The 12657-nt window shown below is 66.2% G+C and carries 10 protein-coding genes and 1 pseudogene; 6 read left to right on the forward strand and 5 right to left on the reverse strand.

Annotated features, from left to right (window positions below):
* A pseudogene (locus ACI38Z_RS05595) lies at positions 1 to 340 on the reverse strand (NAD-dependent malic enzyme); the annotation flags it as partial.
* Between the two features lie 4 nt (positions 341 to 344).
* Positions 345 to 1769, reverse strand: a complete 1425-nt coding sequence (gene fumC / locus ACI38Z_RS05600) for a class II fumarate hydratase (protein ID WP_439789209.1) — start codon at positions 1767 to 1769, stop codon at positions 345 to 347.
* Positions 1770 to 2193: 424 nt separating this feature from the next.
* Between fumC and ACI38Z_RS05605 the strand changes: the two genes are divergently transcribed.
* Entirely contained in the window at positions 2194 to 2919 is a 726-nt protein-coding gene (locus tag ACI38Z_RS05605; protein WP_439789210.1) for a B3/B4 domain-containing protein, read from the forward strand.
* Positions 2920 to 3013: 94 nt separating this feature from the next.
* Here ACI38Z_RS05605 and ACI38Z_RS05610 read toward each other — a convergent pair whose 3' ends face one another.
* Positions 3014 to 3871 (reverse strand): aldo/keto reductase, encoded by an 858-nt coding sequence (locus ACI38Z_RS05610; protein ID WP_439789211.1) that lies wholly within the window; start codon positions 3869 to 3871, stop codon positions 3014 to 3016.
* A gap of 216 nt (positions 3872 to 4087) precedes the next feature.
* Between ACI38Z_RS05610 and asnS the strand changes: the two genes are divergently transcribed.
* Together asnS and ACI38Z_RS05620 are read left to right on the forward strand one after the other, a co-directional pair.
* Complete coding sequence (asnS, locus tag ACI38Z_RS05615; RefSeq protein WP_439789212.1) at positions 4088 to 5491, forward strand: asparagine--tRNA ligase; 1404 nt, start codon at positions 4088 to 4090, stop codon at positions 5489 to 5491.
* Positions 5492 to 5704: 213 nt separating this feature from the next.
* Positions 5705 to 6976 carry a glycoside hydrolase family 3 protein gene (locus ACI38Z_RS05620; protein WP_439789213.1) on the forward strand — a complete coding sequence of 424 codons (1272 nt, stop codon included), beginning with the start codon at positions 5705 to 5707 and terminating at the stop codon, positions 6974 to 6976.
* Positions 6977 to 7059: 83 nt separating this feature from the next.
* Here the strand turns inward: ACI38Z_RS05620 and ACI38Z_RS05625 are convergent, their stop codons facing one another.
* Positions 7060 to 7821, reverse strand: a complete 762-nt coding sequence (locus ACI38Z_RS05625; protein ID WP_439789214.1) for a DeoR/GlpR family DNA-binding transcription regulator — start codon at positions 7819 to 7821, stop codon at positions 7060 to 7062.
* Between the two features lie 224 nt (positions 7822 to 8045).
* Here ACI38Z_RS05625 and ACI38Z_RS05630 point away from each other — a divergent pair, with 224 nt between their 5' ends.
* The 3 genes from ACI38Z_RS05630 to ACI38Z_RS05640 all read left to right on the forward strand — a co-directional run bounded on the left by ACI38Z_RS05630 (position 8046) and on the right by ACI38Z_RS05640 (position 11955).
* Positions 8046 to 10346, forward strand: a complete 2301-nt coding sequence (locus ACI38Z_RS05630) for a formate C-acetyltransferase/glycerol dehydratase family glycyl radical enzyme (RefSeq protein ID WP_439789215.1) — start codon at positions 8046 to 8048, stop codon at positions 10344 to 10346.
* Positions 10312 to 11208: a radical SAM protein gene (locus ACI38Z_RS05635; RefSeq protein WP_439789216.1), complete on the forward strand. Its 897-nt coding sequence runs from the start codon at positions 10312 to 10314 to the stop codon at positions 11206 to 11208. Before ACI38Z_RS05630 ends, ACI38Z_RS05635 begins: the two co-directional genes overlap by 35 nt.
* A gap of 78 nt (positions 11209 to 11286) precedes the next feature.
* A complete protein-coding gene (locus tag ACI38Z_RS05640; RefSeq protein ID WP_439789217.1) occupies positions 11287 to 11955 on the forward strand; it encodes a transaldolase family protein in 669 nt (222 codons plus the stop codon).
* A gap of 153 nt (positions 11956 to 12108) precedes the next feature.
* Here ACI38Z_RS05640 and ACI38Z_RS05645 read toward each other — a convergent pair.
* On the reverse strand, positions 12109 to 12657 hold a 549-nt coding region (locus ACI38Z_RS05645), incomplete at its 5' end, for a cobalamin-dependent protein (RefSeq protein ID WP_439789218.1).

Below are 12657 nucleotides of genomic sequence, written 5' to 3' on the forward strand. Positions count from 1 at the left end.
TGTCATGCGTGTCGACGCAGATGGGGAAGGCGTCGACGTCGCCGAACTCCTTGAAGAGCAGGCACTTGCCCTCCATGACCGGCATGCCGGCCGCGGCGCCGATGTCGCCAAGGCCCAGGACGGCGGTGCTGTCGGTGATGACGGCCACCAGGTGGGCACGGCGCGTCAGCTCCCAGGACTTGCTGTAGTCCTTCTGGATCTGGCGGCAGGGCTCTGCGACGCCGGGCGTGTACAGGAGCGCGAGGTCCTCGTTCGTCTCGGCCTTTGCGCGAGAAACGACCTCGATCTTTCCCTGGAGCTCCTCGTGGAGCTTGAGGCTCTTTGCGCTTGTCTCGTCCATGTTGCTAGACCATCTCCTCTGGCTTGAAAACCTGGTCGAACTTCTCCTCCGTCATGTAACCGAGGGAAACGCAGGCCTCGCGGAGGCTGCATCCCTCGTCAAACGCCTTGTGCGCAACCTTGGCAGCGCGCTCGTAGCCGATGTAGGGGTTGAGGCACGTTACGAGCATAAGCGAGTTGTGCAGGTTGTGGGACATCTTTTCGCGGTTGGCCTTGATGCCCACCGCGCAGTTCCTGTTGAACGAGTCGATCGCGTTGGCAAGCAGCCGGACGCTCTGCAGGTAGTTGTACGCGATGACCGGCATGAACACGTTGAGCTCGAAGTTGCCCTGGCTCGCCGCGAAGCCGATCGCGGCGTCGTTTCCCATCACCTGCACGGCCACCATCGTGACGGCCTCGCACTGCGTGGGGTTCACCTTGCCGGGCATGATGGAGCTGCCGGGCTCGTTGGCCGGGATCGTGATCTCGCCCAGGCCCAGGCGCGGTCCGGATGCCAGCCAGCGCACGTCGTTCGCGATCTTCATCATGTTCGCGGCCAGCGCCTTCACGGCGCCGTGCGAGAAGACCATGGCGTCCTTGCTGGTGAGCGCGTGGAACTTGTTGGGGTCCGTCTTAAACGGCTCGCCCGTGAGGGCCGCGATGCGCTCCGCCACCAGCGTGTCGAAGCCGTCCGGAGCGTTGAGCCCCGTGCCCACGGCCGTACCGCCCAGCGCGAGGCGCCGCAGCATGGGCAGGCTCGCGTCGAGCTGCTCGAGCGACGTCTGGAGCATGCCGCGCCAGCCCGAGATCTCCTGGCTGAAGGCGATGGGGACCGCGTCCTGCAGGTGCGTGCGTCCGCTTTTTACCACGCCGGCGTTCTCGGCCTCGAGCCGCTCGAACGTGGCGATGAGCCGCTCAACCGCGGGCTCGAGCTCCTGGCGCACGGCCAGCACCGCCGCCACGTGCATGGCAGTGGGGAAGGTGTCGTTTGAGGACTGCGAGCGGTTGACGGAGTCGTTGGGGTGCACGGGGCTGGCAAGGGCGATGCCCCTCTCGGCCGCGAGCTGGTTGGCGCGGTTGGCCAGGACCTCGTTCACGTTCATGTTGGACTGCGTGCCGGAGCCCGTCTGCCACACCTTGAGCGGGAACTCGCCGTCGTGCTGGCCGGCCAGGACCTCGTCAGCGGCCTCCTCTATGAGCGAGGCGACGGTGGGGTCGAGGGTCCCGAGCTGCGCGTTTGCCTGCGCCGCGGCCTTCTTGAGGATGGCGAAGGCGCGTACGATGCCGCGGGGCATGGTCTCCGTCCCGATGCGGAAGTTCTGGTACGAGCGCTGCGTCTGGGCGCCCCAGAGCGCGTCCGCGGGGACCCGCACCTCTCCCATGGAGTCGTGCTCGACGCGAAACGCCTGGTCAACAGTGCCGTCTTGCGTATCCGTGGAGCCGTCTGCCATAGCTACCTCCGCATCCGCGCGCCGCCGCCACGCGGGCGCCCAGCGCGACTGTGACCTGCGCCGTCGGACGGCGCCGTATGCTCCATTCTAGCCGTGTGCGGCTGGTGCGGCGCCCTCGCGTTTCCATTCTGCAACGGCGCCCTCGCGGGGTGGTGGCCCGCCTTCCGCGGCTATGCAGGCATTCGCCCCGACGGGCCAAAACCATGCGCGCGCCACGGGGCCAGGTGGCCGCGCAAGCTGGGGCCGCGCGATTTTCTCACCCGGCGTTTATGCAATTTGGAATGCATAATCAGTGGCAAAAGATTTGAAAGATTGGGAGTACACGCAGAATTGAGCCGCAAAATATTCCAAAGTATGGTATAGATATGAGCCAAGGAGAAGAGCGTGGCGCCGTGGTGGCCGCCGCGCCGGCGATTGGAGCGTCATGGGCAAGAGGTTCGTTGTGGAGGACTCGTTCTGGGAGGTCTTTCCCGAGGTGGAGATCGGCGTGCTGTGCGTGGATGGCATCAGGCCGACGGACCAGATCAGCGAGGAGAACGTGAAGGCAGCCGAAAGGTTCCTCGACCGCGCCAACGCCAAGGCGGAGGAGTGGCTCACGAGCAGCACCATCAGTCAGAACGCCGTGGTGGCCGTCTGGCGTGAGGCCTACCGCAAGTTCAAGACCAAGAAGGGCGCGCGCTGCTCCGTGGAGAACCTGCTCAAGCGCGTGATGAAGGACAACCCCGTGGGGCACATCGTGCCGAGCGTGGACATCAGCAACGCCATCTCGCTCAAGTACGCGCTGCCCATCGGCGCGGAGAACATCGATGCCATCGAGGGCACGTTCCGCCTGGCCAAGACCGAGGGCGGCGACTACTTCCTGCCCATCGGCGAGGAGGAGAGCGACCCGACCCTGCCCGGCGAGATAGCCTACCTGGACGACGCGGGCGCCGTCTGCCGCTGCTGGAACTGGCGCGACGGCCAGCGCACGGAGGTGAGCGACGCCACGCCGCACTGCATGTTCATCATGGAGAACGTGATGCCGGAGCGCTCGGCTGACCTCCACGCGGCCATCGACGAGCTGGCAGAGAAGTGCGAGCAGATCCTGGGCGCGACGGTCACCAACAAGGACTTCCTCACCAAGGACCACCCGGAGACCGAGCTCGCCTAGCCTCTGCCCGGTGGCAGATACGTGCGAGAAGACCGCGGCCGCGCTCGGGAGGTCATCCCAGGCGCGGCCGCCGTCCTTCTCGCTAGATGCGCCGCTAGCGCGCGGTGCGGGCGCGCATGTCCGCCTCGTCCTGCGGGCTCTCAAACGTGCGCGGGTCGCCGCTCAGGCGGTTGGCGTCGCCGTGCAGGGCGGAAATGGAGGCCATCTCGGCGTCCGTGAGGCTGAAGCCAAACAGGTCGAGGTTCTGGCGCATGCGCTCCTCGTGCACGGACTTGGGGATCACGACGCGGCCGGACTGCACGTGCCAGCGCAGGACCACCTGCGCGCACGTGACGCCGTGGGCCTCGGCGGCCGCCTGCACGGGCGCGGATTCGATGTCGCGGCCGCGGCCGAGCGGCTGGTAGGCCTCCACCACGACGCCGTGGGCCTTGCACCAGGCGCTCACGTCCGGCTGCCAGAAGCGCGGGTGTGCCTCGATCTGGTCCACGGTGGGCGTCACGCCCGTCTCGCGCACCAGGCGCTCAAGGTGCTCCACCAGGAAGTTGGAGACGCCGATCTCGCGCACGGCACCCTCGTCGCGCAGCCGCGCGAGCGCGCGCCAGGTCTCCACGTAGCTGTCACGCGCGGGGCACGGCCAGTGGATGAGGTACAGGTCAACCACGTCGAGCCCCAGGCGCTCGCGGGACGCCTCAAACGCGCGAAGCGCCTGGTCGTAGCCCTGGTCGCAGTTGCGGAGCTTCGTGGTCACAAACACCTTGCCCGCCATGCCCGTGGCGCGCAGGGCGTCGCCCACCTCGCGCTCGTTGAGGTAGGCGGCCGCGCCGTCGATGTGGCGATACCCCAGTTCAAGGGCCTGCTCCACCGCCCGCTGCGTGTCCTCCCGCGGGATCTTGAACGTCCCGAACCCCACCTGGGGCATCATCGTGCCGTTTGCCAGCCTCACGCTCTCCATGGCCACGTCCTTTCCGTTGTCTTCCCGCGCCCACGCTAGCACACCCATCCGCGCCCGTCCGCGCGACAAGGGGCCCAGTTTTGCGATATGGTTACGTGGTTGCATAACTCGCGCCTTGGCGTCGGCCCGGCATGTCCCAACCGGCATGCCCCGGCAGGGGAGAAGGCCGTTCTTCTCGCCCGGCGACGCCACGCAGACCAAAGGGGGATCCCGCTGATGGATCGCACAAGGATCGCGCAGCTCTACGCGCGCATGGAGGAGTTTGGCGGCCAGGAGGTCACCGTGGCCGGCTGGGTCCGCTCCATCCGTGACATGAAGAACTTCGGCTTCGTGGTGCTCAACGACGGCAGCTGCTTCAAGGACCTGCAGGTCGTCATGAACCGCGAGAAGCTCGCCAACTACGAGGAGGTCGCGGCCCTTACCGTGGGCTCCGCGCTCATCATCAGGGGCACGCTCGCGCTCACGCCGGACCGCCCGCAGCCCTTCGAGCTGCAGGCCCAGACCATCACGGTCGAGGGCGCCGCGCAGCCGGACTACCCCATGCAGAAGAAGCGCCAGACCCGCGAGTTCCTGCGCACGCAGCAGCACCTGCGCAGCCGCACCAACCTGTTCCGCGCGGTCTTCCGCGTGCGCAGCGTGGCGGCCTTCGCCATCCACCGCTTCTTCCAGGAGCGCGGCTTCGTCTACGTCAACACGCCCATCATCACGGCGTCCGACGCCGAGGGCGCGGGCGAGATGTTCCGCGTCACCACGATCGACCCGGCCAACCCGCCGCTCACGCCCGACGGCAAGGTGGACTACAGCAAGGACTTCTTTGGCAAGCAGACCAACCTGACCGTGTCCGGCCAGCTCCAAGCCGAGAACTTTGCCATGAGCTTCGGCGACGTCTACACGTTTGGCCCCACGTTCCGCGCCGAGGACTCCAACACGCGTCGCCACGCGGCGGAGTTCTGGATGGTCGAGCCCGAGATGGCGTTCTGCGACCTCGAGGGCGAGATGGACGTGTCCGAGCAGATGCTCAAGTACGTAATCAACTACGTGACGGAGCACTGCCCCGACGAGCTGGACTTCTTCAACAAGTGGGTCGACAAGGGCCTGAAGGAGCGCCTCGCGCACGTGGCGAGCAGCGACTTCGCGCGCGTGTCCTACACCGACGCCGTCAAGATCCTGGAGGAGGCGCAGGCCGCCGGCCACAAGTTCGAGTATCCCGTCAAGTGGGGCATCGACCTGCAGACCGAGCACGAGCGCTACCTCACGGAGCAGCACTTCAAGAAGCCCACGTTCGTGACGGACTACCCCAAGGACATCAAGGCGTTCTACATGCGCCAGAACGACGACGGCAAGACGGTCGCCGCGGCCGACTGCCTGGTTCCCGGCATCGGCGAGATCATCGGCGGCTCTCAGCGCGAGGAGCGCCTCGACGTGCTGGAGCGCCGCATCGAGGAGCTGGGGATGGACAAGGACCAGTACAAGTACTACCTCGACCTGCGTCGCTACGGCAGCTGCCACCACGCGGGCTTTGGCCTGGGCTTCGAGCGCCTGGTCATGTACCTCACGGGCGTGGACAACATCCGCGACGTGCTGCCGCACCCCCGCACCGTGGGCAACGCGGACTTCTAAGGCGCACGCAAGGCGACGCCTCAGGCGGGCGAGAAGGCCTTCTCGCCCTGCCCGTGGCCGCCGGCCAGATGCAATAACGGGCAGATCGCAAGCGCAGGGGCACCCTCGCCATCCGGTGGGGGTGCCCTTGAATTGCGTAACGTGCGGCTACCTCAGACGGTATCCTTAAGGCGTTCGTATGACGGCGAATGCCTCCGTTGCGATCGGACGGCCATGGCAGATAGCGACAAGACACCTCGTCACGCGGCGCCAGGCGCAAGCATGACCCGCCGCGCCGCGCTGACCATCGGCGGCGTTGCCGTGGGCGTTGCGCTCTCGTGTGGCGTCATGGGCTGTTCGGGAGGCTCCAAGGGCGAGAAGGACGACGGCTCCAGCAGCGGCTCGGCAGCCAGCGCAAAGGGCACCACGACGTCATCAGCAGCGGACGACCTCGAGGCCCAGGTCGCCAAGAAGGTCGCCTCCCTCACGCTCGAGCAGAAGGTCGCCCAGATGTTCTTCCCCAAGCCGGAGGCGCTCACGGGCGTGGGCCAGGTCACCGCGGCGGGGGATACCACGAGGAAGGCGTTCGCCAAGATTCCCGTGGGTGGCATGTGCTACTTTGCGCAGAACCTGCTGGGCGAGAGCCAGACAAAGCAGCTGCTCTCGGCCTCGACAAGTATTTCCGAGGACGAGGTGGGCCTGCCGCTCCTCATGTCCGTGGACGAGGAGGGCGGGACGGTCAGCCGCATCGGCGGCAACAAGGGCTTCCCGTCCATCGCGAACGTCGGCAACATGTGCGACGTGGGCGCGACGGGCAACGCCCAGAACGCCTACGACGTGAGCAAGAGGATCGCAGGCTACCTGGTGCCGCTGGGCTTCAACGTCGACTTTGCGCCGGACGCTGACATCGTCAACGGTACGAGCCAGACCATGGCCAAGCGCTCCTTTGGCAAGACGACGGACGTGGTGGCACCAATGGTCGAGTCTGCAGTAAGGGGCTTCGAGGCCGGCGGCATCATGTGCTGCGCCAAGCACTTCCCGGGCATCGGCGGCGCGGAGGGTGACTCGGAGACCGAGACCATCACCACCGCCAAGACGCTCGACCAGATGCGCCAGGAGGAGCTCGTGCCGTTCCGGAGGGCGATCGCCGCGGGTGTGCCCATGGTGATGGTCGGCCACATGAGCTGCCCAAACGTGACGGGTACGGACGAGCCGGCCTCGCTCTCAAAGAAGATCGTGACGGACGTGCTGCGCACGGAGCTCGGCTTCGACGGAATCATCATCACGGACTCGCTCGAGATGGGCGCGGTGAACGGCCTGCACACCGCCGCCGAGCTCGGCGTGGTGGCGATCCAGGCCGGCGCGGACATGCTGCTCATGACGCCCGAGCTGCGGAAGAGCTACCAGGGTGTGCTCGATGCGATCAAGGCCGGCACCATCACGGAGGACCGCATCGACGAGTCCGTCACGCGCATCATCCGCGCCAAGCTGCGGCTGAAGGGCTAGGCATACTACAGACTTGATTGAGGAGAAGAGCGTACGGACTTGGTGGGAATATCGCCTGTCCTGCGGTCGCTCTTGTTGGGGCCCTAGATAACCTCCATGCCGAGTCGCCTCGCGCGCTCGCGATGGACCTCGTCCTTCTCATCCGTAATGAGGCCCGTGAAGTCGGTCAACCTGGCATAGCTGTAGCTGCCGCGCGCGGTGAACTTGGACGAGTCCGCAACCACATAGCTTCGCTCGCTGGTCTCGAGGACCGTCTGCTTGATGGCGCCGTCCTCGCTGTCGAAGGTGGACACCCGGTCGTCTCCGACGTTCACCTCCAGGGTGCCCAGGAACGCAAGGTCTGGGTGAACCCGACTCAGCGCCTGCGCGCAGGTGGCCCCCACGAGGCCGTTGAGCTCGAGGTTCATGCGGCCACCAGGGCATTGCACCTCCACGTTCCCGCCCTCTGCGGCACGCCTCACGATGTCGAGCATGTTCGAGACGACTATGCAGCGGAGGCTGCTCTGGGCAATGAGGTCCGCGAGGAACAGGTTGGTCGTGGAGATGTCCAGGAAGACCGTCATGTCGTCCTGGATGAGGTCGAACGCCTTCCGGGCGACCTGCTGCTTCTGTTCCCGATGCTCGTCCACGCGAGAGAGCACGACATGGGAGGTCTTTTGCGCCACGGGCACGGCCCCGCCATACACCCTGTGAAGCTGGCCGTCTGCATCGAGCTGCTGGAGGTCCTTCCTGATGGACTCCTCGCTCACGTTGAACCTCTTGGCGAGGTCCGATGTCGCAACTCTGCCATCGCTCGCAACGAGTTCGAGGATCTTCTCGTGTCTCTCGTTCCTGAACATAGACATTTCGCACCTCGCACGACGTGACCGATTGGTATTTCCGAGACGGATTCTGCTCCGACTTGCATGGTGATATCGGGTGATTCCTTGTGACCTATTGTAATTCGAGATTGCAAACAATAACAAACAGTATATATTGATAAATAACGGAAGCCGAAATCGTGGTTTCTGACTGAATTGAGCTTCAAACGGTCAAGAACCGTTACCGCCGACGGGGAAGGGGAGAGGGAATGCTTACCGAACGCACCCGGCACATCAAGGAGGGTCTCTTCGCACGGCCCCGCCAGGTGGATCTCGAGCGCGCGACGCTCATCACGCAGAGCTACCAGCAGACCGAGGGCGAGCCCGTGACGCTGCGCAGGGCAAAGGCGCTCCGTCACATCCTGGAGAACCACAAGATCGTGCTTGACGACTACGACCTGCTTGTCGGCAATCGTACCGCCACCCCGAGGGCCGGAGTCGTTTCCCCCGAGATGAGCCCGTACTGGATCCTGGACGAGCTGGACAAGTTCCCCACGAGGCCCCAGGACACCTTCGAGATGTCGGAGGAGGACAAGCAGTATTACCGCGAGGTCCTCTACCCGTACTGGAAGGGCCACTCGCTCAACGACTGGTACACGTCGCATTGCCCGGAGGACGTGAAGGCGGCCGAGGCGGACAAGGTCTTCGCGGTCGCGCAGACGGACAAGGGGCAGGGCCACATCATCCCCGACTACAAGATGGCTCTGGAGCTTGGCTTCGGCAAGATCCTGAATGACTGCCAGGCGCGCCTCGATGCACAGCCCGACAACGAGTTCTACCAGGCGGCCGTCATCTGCGTGACGGCGGCCATCGCCTACGTCCGCAGGTACGAGGCGATCGTGCGCGAGCGCGCTGCACAGGTGGGCGAGGAGTCGGAGCGCGGACGCGAGCTGCTCAAGATGGCCGAGGTCCTCTCGCACGTCGCCACGGAGCCGGCGCGCGACCTGTACGACGCGCTGCAGCTCACCTGGCTGCTCTCGCTCGTCCTGCAGCACGAGTCCAACGCGAGCTCCATCTCGCTCGGCCGCATGGACCAGTACCTCTGGCCCTACTACCAGGCCTCCCTCAAGAACGGTGCCTCGGACGCGCAGATTCGCGAGCTGCTGCAGTGCTTCTACCTCAAGTGCAACACGGTGGTGTTCCTTCGCTCCACGGCGAGCGCCGAGTTCTTCGGCGGCTTCCCGACCGGCTACAACCTGGTCGTGGGCGGTGTGGACGAGAAGGGCGAGGACGCCTCCAACGACCTGAGCTGCCTGCTGCTCGACCTCCAGCAGGACACGCGCCTGCCGCAGCCCAACCTGTCGCTTCGCATCCACGCGGGCACTCCCGACAGGCTCCTCGACACGGCATGCCGGATCATCCGTCTCGGCGACGGCATCCCGCAGTGCTTCAACGACGAGGTGAACGTCGAGGCGTTCGTGCGCCGCGGCATCTCCGTCGAGGACGCCCGCGACTACGCCGTGGTCGGCTGCGTCGAGCTGTCGATCCCGGGGCGCATGTACGGCCTGCACGACATCTCGATGTTCAACATCCTCAAGTGCTTCGAGATCTGCCTGCGCGAGCATCCCGAGGGATTCGCCAGCTTCGAGGGGCTCGAGCAGGGGATCCGCGAGGTCATGTCGCGCTATATCGCCCTCATGGCAAAGGGCTGCAACGTGTGCGACCTCGCGCACAGGGCGATGGCCCCCACCCCGCTGCTCTCCGTGTTCGTGCACGACTCGCTGCAGAAGGGCCTCGACATCACGCAGGGCGGCGCGCGCTACAACCCGTCCGGCGTGCAGGGCGTCGGCACCGCGAACCTCGCGGATTCCCTCGAGGTCATGCGGAAGGCCGTCTTCGAGGAGAAGAGCATCTCCTACCCCGAGCTGCTGGCGATGCTCGAGCGCGACTGGCAGGGCGAGGGCGACGAGCTCTGGCGCCAGCGCTTCGTCAACCGCTACCCCAAGTACGGAAACGACGTGGACGAGGTCGACAACCTCTCCGCGGACTTCCTCCGCTTCTACGGCGAGCAGGTCGAGAAGTACGAGAATCCCCGCGGCGGGCACTTCCAGCCCGGCTCCTACACCGTGAGCGCGCACATCCCGCTGGGCCGCGCGGTCGGCGCCACGCCGGACGGGCGCCGCGCGGGCGAGCAGCTCGCCGACGGCGGCCTCTCGCCCATGGTCGGTCGCGACAAGAACGGCCCCACCGCCAGCCTCGCGAGCGTGGGCAAGCTGGACAACGTGCTGGACTCCAACGGCTCGCTGCTCAACGTGAAGTTCTCGCCCTCGACGCTTGCCGGGGAGGGCGGCATCAGGAAGCTCTCCGCCTACCTCAGGTCCTTCTCGCGCCTGGGCATCCAGCACATCCAGTTCAACGTGGTCGACCGTGCCACGCTGCTGGACGCGCAGGCCCACCCCGAGCGTCACCAGGACCTGATCGTGCGCGTCGCGGGGTACTCCGCCATGTTCGTCGAGCTCGCGAAGGGTGTGCAGGATGACATCATCAACCGCACCGAAAACGTCCTCTAGCCCGGCGGGCGCGCTGTACACCAACGTCCAGCGCTTCTCGATCCACGACGGGGGCGGGATCAGGACGGTGGTGTTCCTCAAGGGCTGCCCGTTCAGGTGCCCGTGGTGCTGCAACCCTGAGAACCTGTCCTTCTCGCCGCAGGTGGCCTGGCACGCGTCGCAGTGCATCCACTGCTCGATGCCGCCGGACGCCAGCGGTGCCGCGAGTTGCCCCAGGACCCCGGCGGAGTGCCCCACGGGCGCCAAGGAACTGCTGGGAAAGCCGGCCGACGTCGAGGCGCTGCTCAAGGTGGTCCTTCGCGACCGCGTGTTCTACGAGGAGAGCAACGGCGGCGTGACGGTATCCGGCGGGGAGTGCCTCGCCGGCCCCAACCAGGCGTTCGTGCTCGAGTTCCTTGCCGCGTGCAGGAGGGCGGGGCTGAACACCGCGCTCGAGACGACCCTCGCGCTGCCGGTCCGAGACCTCGCGACGCTCGCGGCGGTCACCAACACGTTCCTCGTGGACTTCAAGATCGCGGACCGGGAGGAGAGCCTGCGCGTGACGGGCATCGACCCGCGGCTGCGCGACGACAACCTCCGCAGGCTCCTGTCCATGGGCGCGCGCGTGGTGGCGCGCATGCCCGTCATCCCGGGCTTCACGGACGGCAGCGACAACGTGCGCGCGAACGTCGGGCGCATGCGCGAGCTGGGGATCGAGCGGGTCGACGTGCTCCCCTTCCACCAGATGGGGGAGTCCAAGTACGACGCCATGGGGATGGACTACGGCCTCCGCGGCGTGCCCCAGCTGGGGGAGAAGGGCGTGGACGACGTGGTCGCCGCATGCGAGGAGGCGGGGCTCCGCGTCGTGGTCCACGGCGAGTGATGGCCCTGCACCAAGTTCCGCATCAATAGGCACCTATAAGTTTCCAGGCAATGGAAGTCAATGGGAAGGGAAAGCATCATGGAATTCATTCTGGACACGGCCGACGCCGAGCAGGTTCGCGAGCTCTCGGAGATCATGACCATCGCGGGCGTCACGACGAACCCGACGATCATCACGCGCAGCGGCAAGACCCCCGAGCAGGTCCTCGCAGAGATGGACGCCGTCCTCGACCCGAGCCAGAAGCTCTTCATGCAGACGGTCGCGACCGACTACGAGGGGATCCTGAAGGACGCCCGCACCATCTGCGCGCTGCGCCCGCAGAACATGTACGTGAAGATCCCCGTCACCAACGACGGCCTGCGCGCCATCAAGCAGGCCAAGCGCGAGGGCCTCAACGTCCTGGCGACGGCGATTTACTCTCCCGACCAGGCGTTCTTTGCGGCCATGAACGGCGCCGACTACCTTGCCCCGTACGTGAACCGCATGTGCAACTACGGCGACGGCGTCCAGTGGGTGCGCGAGCTCCAGCAGATGCTCGACGTCAACGGCCTGGACAGCAAGATCTGCGCGGCCTCCTTCAAGAACGGCAACCAGGTGCACGAGCTCATGCTCGCGGGCGTCGGTGCGGTGACCGTGGCGCCGGACGTCGTGCGCGCCATGCTCGACCACCCGGGGACCCAGATTGCGGTCGACGAGTTCACGCAGGCCTGGAAGGACGCCTTCGGCCGCGACACGTTCCAGGCGTAGCGACGGCCCGCCAGCCCGGGCAAGGGAAGCGCAAGGAAACGCCTTCGGGCGAGAAGAACGAGGACGCGGAACGCCCGCACCGGTTTGGAGCCGGTGCGGGCGTTCTTCTCGACAGGCGATGTGGGTGTCGAACGGGCGGCCGTGGTCGTGGCACTACTTGCCCAGGACCTCCGCCGCGATCTTGGCGGACTCGGCCGCGTCCTTGGCGTAGTAGTCCGCGCCGACCATCTTGGCGTACTCGGGGTTGAGGACGGCGCCGCCCACCATGACCTTGCACCAGGGAGCCTGCTTGCGCAGGAGCTCGATCGTGTCCTGCATGGCGGGGACGGTCGCGGTCATCAGCGCGGAGAGGCCGGCAAGCCTGACGTGGTGCTCCACGACGGCGTCCACAAAGACCTGGGGGTCGACGTCGCGCCCGAGGTCGAGCACGTCGTAGCCGTAGTTCTCCAGCAGCATCTTGACGATGTTCTTGCCGATGTCGTGGATGTCGCCCTTGACCGTGCAGATGGCGACCTGGCCCTTGGAGGCGACCTCCGTGCCCGAGGCGGCGTTGGCCTCGCGGATGGTGTTGAAGCCGGCCTTTGCGGCCTCGGCCGAGGCCATGAGCTGCGGCAGGAAGAACGTGCCCTTCTCGAAGCGGACGCCCACCTCGTCGAGGGCGGGGATGAGCACCTGGTTGATGGCGTACATGACGTCGTGCTG

The organism is Parafannyhessea sp. (assembly GCF_051876455.1).
In the GTDB taxonomy this organism is placed as follows: Bacteria; Actinomycetota; Coriobacteriia; order Coriobacteriales; family Atopobiaceae; genus Parafannyhessea.